Consider the following 14,067-nt stretch of genomic DNA (forward strand, 5'->3'; position numbering starts at 1 on the left):
GGCCCCCCCCTCTAACAAAACACACCTCGTCGGCGGCCGCTTCTTTTGTTTATACCCCACCGCGACCTACGCCCCGGCCCCCGGGGGGGGCCCCCGCCCGCCCCCCCCCGCGGGGCGCGGTCGGGCACGCCCTACGCCTCCGGGTTCGGCCCCGCCGCCAGCTGGGAGAGCGGCACCGGGCAGCCCAGCGGCCGCCGGTCCGGCCCCGGCTCACCCGGGCCGGCCAGGCAGGCCACGGCCGGACCGCACATCCGGCCCTGGCACCAGCCCATTCCGGCCCGGGTGAGCAGCTTCACGGTGCGCGGATCGCCCGCGCCCAGGTCCTCGACGGCCTCCCGGATCGCCGCCACCGGCACCTCCTCGCACCGGCAGACGTCGGTGTCCGGACGCAGCCAGCCGGTCCAGCCGGGGCCCGGCCGGTGCGCGGCGGCCATCAGGTCGGCGAAGGCCCGCAGCCGGGAGCGGCGGCGCAGCAGCGCGGCCGCGGGCCGCTCCCCGGCCACCGCGTGCGCGGCCAGCTCGCCCTCGGCGAGCGCGAGGTCCGCGCCGCCGACGCCGTTGGTCTCCCCCGCCGACCAGAGGCCGGGCACGCTGGTGCGCAGCCGGGCGTCGACCTCCAGCGCGACCGCGCCGTCCGGCCCGGTCACGGTCCGCGCGCCGAGCTCGGTGGCCAGGTCGATCTGCGGCAGCAGGCCGTGGCCGACGGCGAGCGCGTCGCAGTCGATCCGCCGCCCGGTGCCGGGCACCGGCCGCCAGTCGGCGTCCAGCCGGGCCACCGTGACGCCGGTGACCCGGTCCGTCCCGTGCGCCTCGACCACCGCGCTGCGCGGGCGCAGCCGTACGCCGTGCCGCAGCAGCGCACCGCCGTGCCCGGCGCCCTCGACCAGCTTGCCGGGGACGGCCGCCAGCACGCCGGGGCGCCGCGCGTACCCGAGGTAGGCGGTGGCCTCGACCACGGCGGGCACCTCGGCCCCGGCGGTGACCAGCGAGGAGGCCGCCGCGAGCAGCAGCGGGCCGCTGCCGGCCACCACGATCCGCTTCCCGGGCAGCACCAGGCCGGCCTTGAGCATGGCCTGGGCGCCGCCCGCCGTGACCACCCCGGGCAGGGTCCAGCCGGGGAACGGCAGCTGCCGCTCGTACGCGCCGGTGGCGAGCAGCACCGACCGGGTCAGGACGGTGGCCCGGTCGGTGCTCTCCGGTCCGCGGGTGACGTGCACCGCGAAGCCGTCCCCGGTGCGCTCCAGCGCCCAGACCTGGTGCCCGGCCAGGAAGTCGGCCCGCCCGGCGCGCCCGTGCGCGTCGAGCCGGTCGGCCAGCCCGGTGTAGGCGGACCAGTGGTGGTGCAGCCGGTCCGGCCGGGCCGCGCCGAGGCCGGGCGCCGGGTGGCGGTAGTACTGCCCGCCGGTGCTCTGCCCGCCGTCCAGCAGGGCGCAGCGCAGCCCGAGGTCGGCGGCGGTGACGGCGGCGGCCAGCCCGGCCGGGCCGGCGCCGACCACCACGAGGTCGTACGACGGGGCGTCGAGGGGTTCAGACGGCGAGGTCGGCACGGCCGTGGCCCTCCTGGGTGGTGACGGTGGTGCCGGGCTCGGCGGGGAGCAGGCAGGTGCGCTGGTTGGGGCGGCCGTCCACGGTGGCCAGGCAGTCGAAGCAGGCGCCGATCCCGCAGAACGCCCCGCGCGGCTTCCCGCCGACCCGGGTGGTGCGCCAGGCGAGCACGCCGTCGGCCCAGAGCGCGGCGGCGATCGACTGCCCGGGCAGCGCGGGGACGGGCCGCCCGTCGAACTCGATGTGGTGGGCGGGCCCGGGCTCGGCCTCGACCAGCCCGGCGGGGGTGCGGCGGCGCATCGGCGGCCTCTCCAATCTCACGGGTCCAGGAAGGAATCTCACACAGGCCTCGGTCGCAGGCGTCCGGGCCGTCACGCCGTCACTCGGCCGGGAAGCGGTCCGCCCGGAACGGCGCGAGGTCCAGCTCCGGCTGCTTGCCGGTGAGCTGCTCGCTGATCAGCAGCCCGGTCGCCGGGGCCAGCCCGATGCCGGCCCCCTCGTGCCCGCAGGCGTGGTACAGCCCGGGCACCCGGGGGTCCGCGCCGATGGCCGGCAGGTGGTCCGGCAGGTACGGGCGGAAGCCCCGGTAGGCGCGCAGCACGGTGACGTCGGCGAGCACCGGGAAGAGGGCGGCGGCCTGGGCGGCGAGCCGGCTCAGCACCTCCTGGGAGAGCGTGCGGTCGAAGCCGACCCGCTCCCGGCTGGCGCCGATCAGCACCGGCCCGCCCGGGGTGCCCTCGATCACGGCGGAGGTCTCCAGCCCGGCCGATCCGCTGGCCACGTTGGCCACGTAGTCGGCGGCGTAGACCTTGTGCCGCACGACCCGCGGCAGCGGCTCGGTGACCAGCACGAAGCCGCGGCGGGGCAGCACCGGCAGGTGCACCCCGGCCAGCGCGGCCACCTCGCCGCCCCAGGTGCCGGCCGCGTTCACCACGGCGGGGGCGGCCAGGTGCCGCCGGTCGGTCCGTACGCCGCGCACGGCGCCGTCCGGGCCCCGGTCGACGGCGGTGACGCTCTCCCCGGTGATCAGCTCGGCGCCCATCCGGCGGGCCTCGCGCAGCAGGTGGGCGGCGGCGAGGGCGGGCTGGACCTGGGCGTCCTGCGGGTAGTGGAAGCCGCCGGCCAGGCCCTCGGCCAGGTGCGGCTCCAGTTCGCGCAGCCGCTCGCCGGGCACCTCCTCGGCCTCGACCCCGACGGCGCGCTGCCCGTCGGCGAAGGCCCGCAGCGCGTCCTGCCCGGCGGCGGTGGAGGCGACCACCACGCCGCCCTTGGGCTCGTACTCGATCGCCGGGCCGAGCCGCTCGGCGAGGTCGCGCCAGAGCCGGGTGCTGAGCAGGGCGAGGTCGAGTTCGGGGCCGGGCTCCTTGTCGGAGACCAGCAGGTTGCCCTCGCCCGCGCCGGTGGTGCCGCCGGCCACGGGCCCGCGGTCCACGACGGCGACGGCGAGCCCGGCGCGGGCGGCGTAGTAGGCGCAGGCGGCGCCGACCACACCGGCGCCGACCACGACCACGTCCAGGGGAGGTGTCTCGGTCTTCAGCACGCCAGTAATATGTCACATGCCATGCGAGCTGCCAAGACCACCCGCCGAAACCCGGAACCGCCCCGACCAGCGGAAAGCCCCGGCCCACCGCTCGGCAGCGGCGGACCGGGGCTCCCTCAGGCCCTACCGACTCACGTGATGTCGTCCATCTCCTCGCGGCGGGACGCCGGCACCGAGGCGCCGGCCGCCGGGGCCGCCGAGGCCTGGACGGACTCCGCACCGGCCACCGGCTGCACCGAGAGGTCCAGGTGCGAGGCCTCCTCGTCGTCCAGCCCGGAGTCCGGGTTGCGGCGTGCCTTCCGCTTGTCGTTGAAGATCGCGATCGCCACCGCGATGAAGTACAGCGCCCAGATCGGCGCGGCCAGCGCCAGCATGCTCAGCGGGTCGGCGCTCGGCGTGGCGAAGGCCGCGAACACCGTGATGCCCATGACCATGCCGCGCCACCAGCCCAGCAGCCGCTTGCCGCCGACCACGCCGACCATGTTCAGCATCACCAGCAGCAGCGGGAACTCGAAGGCGAGGCCGAAGACCAGCACCATCCGGGTGGCGATGTCGAAGTAGTCCTCGGGCGGCAGGATCGGCGTGGTGTCGTTCGGGGTGAACGAGAGCAGCACGTCGACCGTGGTCGGCAGCACCAGGATGGCCACGGCCACACCGGCCAGGAACAGCGGCGTCCCGCAGATCAGGAAGACGACCGTGTACTTCTTCTCGTGCCTGTGCAGGCCCGGCGCCACGAAGGCCCACACCTGGTAGAGCCAGATCGGCACGGTCCCGACCACACCCGCCGTCAGGGCCACCTTCAGCATCCAGGTGAAACCGGCGGTCAGACCGATGTTCGAGACCTGGGCGCACTTGCCGTGGTAATGCTTGGCCAGCTCCAGGGTTTCGCACCGCGGCAGCGGCTGCAGCAGGAAGTCCTCGATCTGCTTGTGGTAGACCGCCGCCACGATGGTGATCAGCACGATCGCCAGGACCGACTTGACCACGCGGTTGCGCAGTTCCCTCAGGTGGTCGGCGAGGGCCATCCGCCCCTCAGGATCCTTTGACGCCTTCGGCGCCTTGGAGAGCTTGCTCAACCCCGGTCCTCAACTCGTGCGTCGGGGCCCGCCGGTCGGCGGGCCTCCGTGGTCGCGAACGCCGCGCACACGGTGTGCGCGGCGGGCGTCAGGTGCCTCACGTGCGCCGCGCTCAGTGCGGGCGGTCGCCGTCGGGCGCGGAGGCCCCGGCGGAGGGCTCGGTCACCGGACGGGCCGTGGCCGACGCTCCCGGAGCCGCCTGGACGGTCCTGGCCGCGGCACCGTCGACCGGGGCCGGGGCGGGCCGGGACGGCTGCTCGGACTCGCCGTCCGAGCGCATCGCCTGCGCCTCGCTCTTCAGGATCCGCATCGACTTGCCCAGCGAACGCGCCAGGTCCGGGAGCCGCTTGGCTCCGAACAGCACGATGGCGAGGATCACGATCACCACGATCGCGGTCATCGAGATGCGCATGCGCGACCACCTTCAGTCATGGCGGCCCGACGGGCCGTCCGCTGCGGATGGTAACCGCTGCGGATGACGCCACGACGACGGCCGCCCGAACAGGACAGCGGCCCCCGGTACACGGTTCAGGAGCCAACTGAGAGCGTAACCCGCCCCCGCCCGCGCGCAGCAGCCCCCGTACCACCGCGGTCCCGACCGTGCTATGCGGCGGGGACGCTCCGCTCCCCCGCCGGGGCGCCCTGGGCGGGCACCGCGTCCGCCAGGTCCCCGGCCGCCGCGGCCAGCGCCCGCGAGGCCGCGTCCACGCCCTTGGCCAGCGCCCGCACGTCCAGCCAGAGCCGGATCGCGAGGACCCCGAGGACCAGCAGGCCCGCGGTGGCGAGCAGGACGGCGGCGACGAGCATCCAGGACATGCGCCCCAGCCTATACGCGTACTACCCCTCGGCCGGGACGAGCCGCATGGTGCGCACCCCGGCCCCGGTGAGCGCCTCGACGATCTTCTCCCCGGCCGGCTTGCGCACCGCCGCGCCGCACCGCGGGCAGCCGAAGCTGTAGTGCGCCTGGGCCGGGGTGCGACCGAGGGTCAGGCGGAAGTCCTCGGCCGGGAGCTCCACCTTCTCCCGGCACTCGGAGCAGTACACCTTGAATCTGGTCCCGGGTTCCACCGCTCAGACCCGCCCCTCCCCGTAGGCGGCCAGCGCCTCCCGCGCGGCCGAGCGCGCCTGCTCGGCGAGCTCGGGCGGCGAGACGATCCGGCCGTCCCGGCCCAGCCGCAGCGCCAGCGGGCGCAGCTGGGAGGGGTCGGCGCTGCGCAGGGTGATCCGCAGCCCGCCGTCGGGCAGTTCCTCGGCCCGGTCGTGGGTGTAGTACTCGGCCACCCAGCGTCCGCCGGAGGAGACCTCGACGACCACCTCGGGGTCGTCCGCCGCCGGGTTGACCAGCCCGCCGCTCAGGTCGCGCGGCTCACGCCGGGGCGGGTCGGCCGGGACGTCCAGGACGCGGATCTCGGCGACCCGGTCGAGCCGGAACATCCGGTGGTCCTCGGAGGTGCGGCACCAGGCCTCGAGGTAGGTGTGGCCCTCGGTGAGCAGCCGGATCGGGTCGACCTCGCGCTCGGTCATCCCGCCGCGCCCGTGCGAGTAGTAGCGCAGCCAGAGCCGGCGGCCCTCGCTGAGCGCGCGGTCGATGTCGGCGAAGACGTGGCTCTCCGCCTCGAAGGTCACACCGACCCGGGCGCTGCCCTCGGCACTCTCCCCCGCCGCGTTCTCGATCTTGGCGACGGCCCGGGTGAGCGCCTCCCGGTCCCCGGCCCGCAGGCCCGGCAGTCCGGCCACCGCGCGGGCGGCCACCAGCAGCGCGGTCGCCTCGTCGGCGGCCAGCCGCAGCGGCTGGGCGACGTCGTCGACGTTGTGCCACCAGATCCGCTCGCCGTCGGTGTCGATGTCGAGCAGGTCGCCGCCGCGGAAGCTGGTGCCGCACATCGGCAGCACGTTGAGGTCCGCGATCAGCTCGCGCTCGCTGATCCCGAACGCCCGGGCCACCTCGGCGACCTCGGCCCCGGGCCGCTCGCGCAGGTAGGTGACCAGCGACAGCATCCGTCGCGTCTGGTCGATGGCGTTGCTCACGCGCCCACTCCTTCGAAACCCGCGACCGCCCGCAGCCGGTCGACCACATCCGCCCGCAGCTCCTCCGGCCCGAGCACCAGCACGTCCGGCCCGAACTCGGCCAGGTCCGCGCCGAGCCCGTTGCCGTACGGGATCTCCAGCTCGTCCCACAGCTCGTCCACCCGGGTGCTGCCCAGCGCCTTGGTCCGCAGCGGGAAGCCGGCGCCCCGGCGGACCCGGACGGTCGCGGTGGCGGTCGCCCCCTCTCCCGCGAACTTCGCCACGGTGGCCCGGACGTCCACGTGCTCGGGCACGGCGCCGAGGAACGCCCCGGACTTCGCCTTCACCCGGCCGGTGATCCGGCTGAGCCGGAACACCCGGGCGTCGCCCCGGTCGCGGTCGTACCCGGCCAGGTACCAGTGCCCGCGCCAGCACTCCAGCGCCCACGGCTCGACGCTGCGCTGCTCGACGGCGGCGGCACCGGCCTTGCGGTACTCGAAGGTGACCGGACGGCGGTCCCGGGCTGCGGTGAGCAGCGGCTCGAACGCGGCCTCCCGGGCGGGGATGCGCGGCTCCAGGGCGGTCCGGCCCTCGGCCTCGGCGAACGGCACCCCGGCCGCGCGCAGCTTCTGCAGGGCGCCGCTGGCCGCACCGGACATCTTGGCCTGCTGCCAGACCCGGGCCGCCAGGGTCAGCGCGGCCGCCTCCTCGGCGTCCAGGGCGATCTCGGGCAGCCGGTTGCGGTCGGCGCGGGCCAGGTAGCCGAGCTCGCCGTCCAGGGTGCTCTCGTCCACGTCGATCACCAGGCCGAGCTCGCGCAGGTCGTCCTTGTCCCGCTCGAACATCCGGTTGAAGGCGTCCTCGCTGCTGTTCTGCCAGGCCTCGCGGTACGCCTCGATGGATTCCCGCAGCTCCTTCTTGGAGAGCGGACGTCTGGTGTTCATCAGGCACAGGGCGAGATTCATCAGCCGCTCTGCCTTCGCGATCGCCATCGCTGACCCTTCCGGTGTGCCGCGCCGCGCGCGGGGTGCGCCAACCGGGCGATCACCACCCGGCGGGACCGACCGTACCGGTAGCGGTACGCACGGCAAAAGCGGCCTCCCCGAACGCCCCCGGACACGCCCGTGGGCCGGGCCCCCGGAGGGGTCCGGCCCACGGCACGAGCGGGCTCAGACGGCCAGCAGGTCGACCACGAAGATCAGGGTCGAGTGCGGCGGGATCGCCGAGGTCGGCGACTGGGCGCCGTACGCCAGACGCGACGGGATGGTCAGCTCGCGGCGGCCGCCGACCTTCATGCCGACGACGCCCTGGTCCCAGCCCTTGATGACCCGGCCGCCGCCCAGCGGGAAGCGGAACTCGTTGGGGCTCCGGTTCCAGCTGGCGTCGAACTCCTCGCCGGTCTCGAAGGTCACACCGACGTACCGGACGCTGACGTTCTGGCCCGGCTTGGCCTCCGCGCCGTCGCCCACGACGATGTCGCGGATCTGCAGCTCCGTCGGGGCGTCGCCGATCGGGAAGTCGATCTCGGGCTTCTCGTTGAGGTTGACGCTCACAGTCCCTCTTCTCACATTCGCTCTGCTGTCACGACCAAGCGGCGGACGCCCGCACCCGGTCCGTTCGTCCCGGACCACGGTACGGGCGCCCGCCGCCCGTTGGGGACCGGCCACGCGGCCGGACCCGAAGGTCACACGTGCACCATTGTCACCCGAAAGTGGATCAGCCCTGACCGGCGTCCAGGATGTCCACCACGAAGACCAGCGTCGCACCGGGCGGGATGTCGCCCTGGCCCTTGTCGCCGTAGCCCAGCGAGGCGGGGATCACCAGCTCGACCCGGCTGCCGACGGTCTGGCCCTCCAGGCCCTGGTCCCAGCCCTGGATGACCTGGCCGCCGCCGACCGGGAAGGTGAACGCCTGGCCCTTGCTGAGCGAGGAGTCGAACACCTTGCCGCTGGAGAACAGCGCGCCGGTGTACTGGACGACGACCTTCTCGCCCTTCTCCACCTTCGGCCCGGTGCCCTTGATCAGGACGTGCGACTTCAGCTCGGTCGGGTCCTTCGCCCCGGCGACCGGGGTGATCTCGGCCGGCTTCTTGCCGTTGTCCTTGACCTGCGGGAAGTCCGCGGGCGGCGGGGTGACGGTACCGCTCACCACGGCGTCGGGCGCGTTGGCGTTGCGGATGTCGATCACGAAGACCAGGTCGTCCTTGGGCCCGATCGACATGTCGGCCTTGCCCTGGGCGCCGAACGCGGCGGCCGGCGGGGCCACCACCAGCAGCCGGCTGCCGGCCTTCTTGCCGATCACGGCCTGGTCCAGCGCCGGGATCAGCGAGTCGGTCCCGGCCTGGAAGATCTGCGGCTTCCCGTTGGCGTCGTACGAGCTCGGGATGTCCTTGCCGGTGTTCCAGTCCTTGGCGGTGTAGTCCACCGAGGCCCAGGAGTTCTTCTCCACCTTGGCGCCGGTGCCCTCGGTGAGCACCTTCACCACGAAGGAGCCGTCGGAGGCCTCACCCGGGATCTGGATGTCGGCCTTCTTGCCGAAGTCGCCGGCGACCGTCGGCAGCACCTTGGCGCTGTCCTTGATCGGCGGCACCGGGTCGGCGGTCGGCGTGGGCGGCGCGCTCTTGGCCGCGTCCGGCTTGGCCGCGGCGCTGTCCTTGGAGCCGTCCTTGTTCACCATGTACAGCGTGACGCCGCTGCCGACCAGCAGCAGGGCGATCACCGTGCCGAGGATCACGCCCAGCTTGCCGACGCCGGGCGGGTTCTCGTCGTACCCGGCCTCCGACGTGTCGGACTTGCGCACGTTGGAGGCGAAGATCTGCGGGGCGTCGTCCGTCTTGGTCCCGCCCGCGGCGCGCGGCGCCTCGCCGGGCTGCGCCCAGCCCGCCTGCTGCGCCAGGATCGCCGGGGGGACGACGATCGACTCGCGGTCCCCGCCAACCGGACCGCCGGGACGAGAGGCGGCCGGGTCACCCGCGGAGCTGTCGTTCGCCGCGGTGCCGGCCCCGCCCGGGCTCGGCGTCTTCTCAGTCATGACTCCCCATCCATCTCGCCACGAGGTCTTCCAGGTCTGCGCCCGGCGTGGGCACGCCGGCCTGCCGTCGCACCGCCCGCCCCGGACCTCGGCGCCGGGCGGCGCCTGCCACAGTGCGTGGGCAGTATGACAGCTCAGGATGAGGGCGGACGCTTCGTTGTACGAGCGTCCGCCCAAGCGTACGGAATCCCCCCGGTGACTTCCTAGACCGCTTCGAGAATGTCGATCACGAAGACCAGGGTCGAGTTCGCCGGAACCGAGCCCTGCGCCTTGTCCTGGTAGCCGAGCGCCGGCGGCACCACCAGCAGGACCCGGCTGCCGACGTTCTGCCCGACCAGGCCCTTGTCCCAGCCCTCGATCACGCTGCCGGTGCCGATCTGCACCGCCTGCGCGCCGCCGTGCGTCCAGGAGGCGTCGAACTGCTGGCCGTTGGCCCAGAGCACCCCGGTGTACTGCACCACCAGGGTCTGCCCGCTCTTGACCTGCTTGCCCTCGCCCTTGATCAGCACCGCCTGCTGGAGGTCGGTGGGCGCGGCCTGCCCGGTCGGGATCGTGATCGTGGCCGGCGCCTTGCCGTTGTCCTTGACCTGCGGCATCGTCGCGGCCGGCTCGGCCATCGCCCCGGTCAGCGTGGAGTCCGGCGGCAGGCTCTCCATGATGTCCAGCACGAACACCACGGTGTCGCCCTTGTTGACGCCCAGCTGGGTGGAGCCCTGCTCGCCGAAGGCCGCCGCCGGCGGGGCGACCACTAGCAGCCGGCTGCCCACCTTCTTGCCGATCACGCTCTGGTCCAGCGCCGGCACCAGCTGCCCGCTGCCGGCCTGGTAGAGCTGCGGCTTGCCGTTGGCGTCGTACGAACTGGGCAGGTCCTTGGCGGTGGTCCAGTCCCTGGCGGTGTAGTTGACCGTCACCCAGTCGCCCTTGTTGACGGTCGCCCGGTCGCCCTCGCTGACCGTGTTCACCACGAACTGGCCGCCGGGCTGCTGGCCCTCGGGGATGGTGATGGTGGCCTTGCTGCCGAACCCGCCACCCGAAAGAGTGGGCATCGGTGACGCCTCGCCGACCGGCGCGGGCACCGTCGGGGCGGCGCTCGCCGCGGACGGCGTCACCGGGCCCGCCGCCTTGGGCGAGCTGCTGCAGGCGACCGCGAGCAGCAACGGCAGGGTGAGAAGCAAACCGGCGGTGCGGCGCACGGTGGTCCTAACTGTCGGTCGAAGTCGGCTCTCCTGACTCGACGGACAGCGTATGCCCGGCACGCGTCCGGCCCCGGTAGACACCACCGGGGCCGGTCGCCGCCTTGATCACACGGCCGGGGGCTACATCCCCGCGATCAGCTTCTCCACCCGCTCGTCCACCGAACGGAACGGGTCCTTGCACAGCACCGTGCGCTGCGCCTGGTCGTTCAGCTTCAGGTGCACCCAGTCGACCGTGAAGTCCCGGCGCTGCTCCTGGGCCCGCCGGATGAAGTCCCCGCGCAGCCGGGCCCGGGTGGTCTGCGGCGGGATCGACTTGGCCTCGAAGGTCTTGAGGTCGGTGGTCACCCGCTGCGCCTGGCCCTTGCCCTGGAGCAGGTAGAACAGGCCGCGGCGGCGGTGGATGTCGTGGTACGCGAGGTCGATCTGCGCCACCCGCGGGTTGGACATGCTCATCTGGTGCTTCTCGCGGTAGCGCTCGATGAGCTTGTACTTCATGATCCAGTCGATCTCCTGGGCGACCCCGTCCAGCCGCTCGCTGCGGACGGCCTCCAGGGTGCGGCCCCACAGGTCGAGGACCCGGGCGACGGTGCCGGTGTTGATGCCCTTGCGGTCCGCGAACTCCAGGGCCTTGGTGTAGTACTCCTCCTGGATGTCCAGCGCGCTGGCCTCCCGGCCGTTGGCGAGCCGCACCTGGTGGGTGCCGGTGAGGTCGTGGCTGACCTCGCGGATCGCCCGGATCGGGTTCTCCAGGGTGAGGTCGCGCATCACCACGCCGGCCTCGATCATCCGCAGCACCAGGTCGGTGGAGCCGACCTTGAGCAGCGTCGTGGTCTCCGACATGTTGGAGTCGCCGACGATCACGTGCAGCCGGCGGTAGCGCTCGGCGTCCGCGTGCGGCTCGTCCCGGGTGTTGATGATCGGGCGCGAGCGGGTGGTGGCGGAGCTGACGCCCTCCCAGATGTGCTCGGCCCGCTGGCTGACGCAGAACACCGCGCCGCGCGGGGTCTGGAGCACCTTGCCCGCCCCGCAGATCAGCTGCCGGGTGACCAGGAACGGGATCAGCACGTCGGCCAGCCGGGAGAACTCCCCGTGCCGGGCCACGCAGTAGTTCTCGTGGCAGCCGTAGGAGTTCCCGGCCGAGTCGGTGTTGTTCTTGAAGAGGTAGACGTCCCCGGCGATGCCCTCCTCGTGCAGCCGGCGCTCGGCGTCCACCAGGAGCCCCTCGAGGATGCGCTCACCGGCCTTGTCGTGCGTCACCAGCTCGACGACGTCGTCGCACTCGGGGGTGGCGTACTCGGGGTGGGAGCCGACGTCGAGGTAGAGGCGGGCGCCGTTGCGCAGGAAGACGTTGCTGCTGCGGCCCCAGGAGACGACCCGGCGGAACAGGTACCGCGCCACCTCGTCCGGGGACAGCCGTCGCTGCCCGCGGAACGTGCAGGTCACGCCGTACTCGTTCTCCAGCCCGAAAATCCGGCGGTCCATGAGCACTCCATTCTCTGTCGGAGCTGTCCGAAACCGCCTCCACGACGACTGGGCCGCCGCAGGGGCACCGGAGTCCCGGACGACGGCGGCGGGGCCGCCGTCCGGGACTCCACAGGCACTGCTACACCGGCGTGCCGTCCGCCGGGTTGTCCTCGTCGTCCGCTTCCGCGGACTGGTCCCCGTCGAGCAGCCGGCCCAGCTGGTTGCCCAGGATCCGCTTGAACTTGCGCTGCTGGAACCGCTGGCGGTCGAGGACCGCCACCTCCAGCTGCTCCGGCGTGAGGCCGCGCGGGCTGCCGCCGTTGGGGTCGCGGGCGAGCGAGTCCACGGCGAGCTTCACCGCCTCGGTGAGGCCGATGCCGGCGCGGTGGCGCTGGCCCAGGTAGTTGCCGATCGAGTCGGCGTTGCCGCCGACCACCACGTAGTTCTTCTCGTCCACGACCGAACCGTCCGGCGTGAGCCGGTAGATCTGGTCGTTGTCGGGGGTGCGGCCGACCTCGGCCACGATCAGCTCGACCTCGTACGGCTTCTCGCCGACCGAGGAGAAGATGGTGCCCAGGGTCTGGGCGTACACGTTGGCCAGGCCGCGGGCCGTGACGTCGGCCCGGTCGTAGGAGTAGCCGCGCAGGTCGGCGTAGCGGACGCCGCCGATGCGCAGGTTCTCGAACTCGTTGTAGCGGCCGACCGCCGCGAAGGCGATCTTGTCGTAGATCTCGGAGACCTTGTGGAGCGCCCTGGAGGTGTTCTCCGCGACGAAGACGATGCCGTCGGCGTAGGTGAGCACGACCACGCTGCGGCCGCGCGCGATGCCCTTGCGGGCGTACTCCGCGCGGTCCGCCATGGCCTGCTGGGGCGAGACGTAGAACGGTGTCGACACCGGCGGTCGTCCCCTTTCCTGTGAGGTGATGGCTAGATCAGCGGGGCCTGCGGGCCGTTGGGCCGGTCCAGGCGCTCGTCGGTGATGGCGACGACGATCTCCGTCACCTCCGCGTCGGTGAGCCGGCGGAAGCCGTCCTCGGTGATCAGCGAGACGATCGGGAAGATCTTCCGGGCGAGGTCCGGGCCGCCGGTGGCGGAGTCGTCGTCCGCCGCGTCGTACAGGGCCTGGACGACCAGGGTGGCGGCCTGGTCGGCCGTCAGGCCGTCGCGGTAGAGCTTCTTCAGCGAGCCGCGGGCGAAGACCGAGCCCGAGCCGGTGGCGGCGAAGCCGCGCTCCTCGGACCGCCCGCCGGTGACGTCGTAGTTGAAGATCCGGCCGCGGCCGAGGTCCAGGTCGTAGCCGGCGAACAGCGGCACCACCGCGAGGCCCTGCATCGCCATGCCCAGGTTGCCCCGGATCATGGTGGTGAGCCGGTTGGCCTTGCCCTCCAGGGAGAGCGTGGCGCCCTCGATCTTCTCGTAGTGCTCCAGCTCCAGCTGGAACAGCCGGACCATCTCGACCGCGAGGCCGGCGGTGCCGGCGATGCCGACCGCGCTGTACTCGTCGGCCGGGAAGACCTTCTCCATGTCCCGCTGGGCGATCACGTTGCCCATCGTCGCCCGGCGGTCACCCGCGATCACGACGCCGCCGTCGAAGATCGCGGCCACGAGCGTGGTCCCGTGCGGGGCCTCGACCACGACGCCCTCGGGGAGCCCCCGGAGCCCGGGGACCATCTCCGGCTTGTGCTCGGCGAGGAAGTCGAGGAACGAGGACGACCCCGGGGTCAGGAAGGCAGCCGGTAGACGCCCGGTGCCACGAGTGTTGGCTTCCACACGATTCCTTCCAGGTAGCTTGAAGCGCGCGCTGCCCGCACCCTACCCGCCCGACGATCACTGTCCACGGGTGGAGGGGCCGGTGCCGGACGGCCGGGGGGTGTTCGCCGCCCGGCCGCCCCGATCGGTCGCGACCGTGAATTCGGAATGCCCGGACCGGGCTATTGCCCGCCCTTCTGGACGAATCCGCGAACGAAATCCTCGGCATTCGACTCGAGGACCTCGTCGATTTCGTCCAGAACCGCGTCGACGTCGTCGCTCAGCTTTTCCTGGCGCTCCTTGAGGTCCTCGGAATTCTGGCTTTCCGCGGCCTGCTCCTCGACCTCCTCGGAGGAACGGTTCGCCCGCTGCTGGCCGCCGCCGGTGTCCTTGCTCGCCATTTCCCTCACCCCGCTCGATTCGTCTGGCACGGTTGGGTCGTTGCTTGCTGCACCGACCC

General features: G+C 73.1%; 16 protein-coding genes and 1 pseudogene. All 17 read right to left on the reverse strand.

The window, feature by feature from the left end; genetic code table 11:
• Positions 1-131: 131 nt before the first annotated feature.
• Positions 132-1,547, reverse strand: a complete 1,416-nt coding sequence (locus ACFRQN_RS22365; RefSeq protein WP_380741653.1) for an NAD(P)/FAD-dependent oxidoreductase — start codon at positions 1,545-1,547, stop codon at positions 132-134.
• On the reverse strand, positions 1,528-1,845 hold the full coding sequence (locus tag ACFRQN_RS22370; protein WP_049652011.1) for a (2Fe-2S)-binding protein: 318 nt from the start codon (positions 1,843-1,845) through the stop codon (positions 1,528-1,530). Before ACFRQN_RS22370 ends, ACFRQN_RS22365 begins: the two co-directional genes overlap by 20 nt.
• 79 nt (positions 1,846-1,924) lie before the next feature.
• Positions 1,925-3,085: an FAD-binding oxidoreductase gene (locus tag ACFRQN_RS22375; protein WP_049652010.1), complete on the reverse strand. Its 1,161-nt coding sequence runs from the start codon at positions 3,083-3,085 to the stop codon at positions 1,925-1,927.
• A 131-nt stretch (positions 3,086-3,216) separates the two neighbouring features.
• Positions 3,217-4,110: a twin-arginine translocase subunit TatC gene (gene tatC / locus ACFRQN_RS22380; protein ID WP_049652009.1), complete on the reverse strand. Its 894-nt coding sequence runs from the start codon at positions 4,108-4,110 to the stop codon at positions 3,217-3,219.
• Between the two features lie 163 nt (positions 4,111-4,273).
• Positions 4,274-4,573, reverse strand: coding sequence for a Sec-independent protein translocase subunit TatA (gene tatA, locus ACFRQN_RS22385; RefSeq protein WP_380741654.1), 300 nt, complete (start codon positions 4,571-4,573; stop codon positions 4,274-4,276).
• Positions 4,574-4,764: 191 nt separating this feature from the next.
• Positions 4,765-4,977 (reverse strand): hypothetical protein, encoded by a 213-nt coding sequence (locus ACFRQN_RS22390; RefSeq protein ID WP_049652007.1) that lies wholly within the window; start codon positions 4,975-4,977, stop codon positions 4,765-4,767.
• Between the two features lie 21 nt (positions 4,978-4,998).
• Positions 4,999-5,229: a hypothetical protein gene (locus ACFRQN_RS22395; protein WP_049652006.1), complete on the reverse strand. Its 231-nt coding sequence runs from the start codon at positions 5,227-5,229 to the stop codon at positions 4,999-5,001.
• Positions 5,230-5,232: 3 nt separating this feature from the next.
• The gene (locus ACFRQN_RS22400; RefSeq protein WP_181970795.1) at positions 5,233-6,159 is read right to left on the reverse strand and encodes a YafY family protein; all 927 of its coding nucleotides are present in this window, start codon (positions 6,157-6,159) and stop codon (positions 5,233-5,235) included.
• Positions 6,160-6,185: 26 nt separating this feature from the next.
• Positions 6,186-7,160, reverse strand: coding sequence for a YafY family protein (locus ACFRQN_RS22405; RefSeq protein ID WP_049652004.1), 975 nt, complete (start codon positions 7,158-7,160; stop codon positions 6,186-6,188).
• Positions 7,161-7,337: 177 nt separating this feature from the next.
• Entirely contained in the window at positions 7,338-7,721 is a 384-nt protein-coding gene (locus ACFRQN_RS22410; protein ID WP_049652003.1) for an FKBP-type peptidyl-prolyl cis-trans isomerase, read from the reverse strand.
• Between the two features lie 163 nt (positions 7,722-7,884).
• Positions 7,885-9,198, reverse strand: coding sequence for an FKBP-type peptidyl-prolyl cis-trans isomerase (locus ACFRQN_RS22415; RefSeq protein ID WP_049652002.1), 1,314 nt, complete (start codon positions 9,196-9,198; stop codon positions 7,885-7,887).
• Between the two features lie 203 nt (positions 9,199-9,401).
• A complete protein-coding gene (locus ACFRQN_RS22420; RefSeq protein WP_074002320.1) occupies positions 9,402-10,391 on the reverse strand; it encodes an FKBP-type peptidyl-prolyl cis-trans isomerase in 990 nt (329 codons plus the stop codon).
• Positions 10,392-10,514: 123 nt separating this feature from the next.
• Entirely contained in the window at positions 10,515-11,876 is a 1,362-nt protein-coding gene (gene pafA / locus ACFRQN_RS22425; protein WP_049652001.1) for a Pup--protein ligase, read from the reverse strand.
• Between the two features lie 121 nt (positions 11,877-11,997).
• Positions 11,998-12,753 (reverse strand): proteasome subunit alpha, encoded by a 756-nt coding sequence (gene prcA, locus ACFRQN_RS22430; RefSeq protein ID WP_049652000.1) that lies wholly within the window; start codon positions 12,751-12,753, stop codon positions 11,998-12,000.
• Between the two features lie 32 nt (positions 12,754-12,785).
• The gene (prcB, locus tag ACFRQN_RS22435; protein WP_369808298.1) at positions 12,786-13,583 is read right to left on the reverse strand and encodes a proteasome subunit beta; all 798 of its coding nucleotides are present in this window, start codon (positions 13,581-13,583) and stop codon (positions 12,786-12,788) included.
• Positions 13,580-13,657: pseudogene (locus ACFRQN_RS22440) on the reverse strand (recombination endonuclease VII); the annotation flags it as partial. The pseudogene ACFRQN_RS22440 and the gene prcB, both read right to left, overlap by 4 nt.
• A 132-nt stretch (positions 13,658-13,789) precedes the next feature.
• Complete coding sequence (locus tag ACFRQN_RS22445) at positions 13,790-14,008, reverse strand: ubiquitin-like protein Pup (RefSeq protein WP_049652012.1); 219 nt, start codon at positions 14,006-14,008, stop codon at positions 13,790-13,792.
• Between the last annotated feature and the right edge of the window lie 59 nt (positions 14,009-14,067).

It is taken from the genome of Kitasatospora sp. NPDC056800 (genome assembly GCF_042789775.1).
Classification (GTDB): Bacteria; Actinomycetota; Actinomycetes; order Streptomycetales; family Streptomycetaceae; genus Kitasatospora.

Excerpts from the sequence above, each read along its gene's own strand:
- ACFRQN_RS22370 (WP_049652011.1), bottom strand. The coding sequence starts at position 1,845 with ATGCGCCGCCGCACCCCCGCCGGGCTGGTCGAGGCCGAGCCCGGGCCC.
- tatC (WP_049652009.1), bottom strand. The coding sequence starts at position 4,110 with ATGGCCCTCGCCGACCACCTGAGGGAACTGCGCAACCGCGTGGTCAAG.
- tatA (WP_380741654.1), bottom strand. The coding sequence starts at position 4,573 with ATGCGCATCTCGATGACCGCGATCGTGGTGATCGTGATCCTCGCCATC.
- ACFRQN_RS22390 (WP_049652007.1), bottom strand. The coding sequence starts at position 4,977 with ATGTCCTGGATGCTCGTCGCCGCCGTCCTGCTCGCCACCGCGGGCCTG.
- ACFRQN_RS22400 (WP_181970795.1), bottom strand. The coding sequence starts at position 6,159 with ATGCTGTCGCTGGTCACCTACCTGCGCGAGCGGCCCGGGGCCGAGGTC.
- ACFRQN_RS22405 (WP_049652004.1), bottom strand. The coding sequence starts at position 7,160 with ATGGCGATCGCGAAGGCAGAGCGGCTGATGAATCTCGCCCTGTGCCTG.
- ACFRQN_RS22415 (WP_049652002.1), bottom strand. The coding sequence starts at position 9,198 with ATGACTGAGAAGACGCCGAGCCCGGGCGGGGCCGGCACCGCGGCGAAC.
- pafA (WP_049652001.1), bottom strand. The coding sequence starts at position 11,876 with ATGGACCGCCGGATTTTCGGGCTGGAGAACGAGTACGGCGTGACCTGC.
- ACFRQN_RS22445 (WP_049652012.1), bottom strand. The coding sequence starts at position 14,008 with ATGGCGAGCAAGGACACCGGCGGCGGCCAGCAGCGGGCGAACCGTTCC.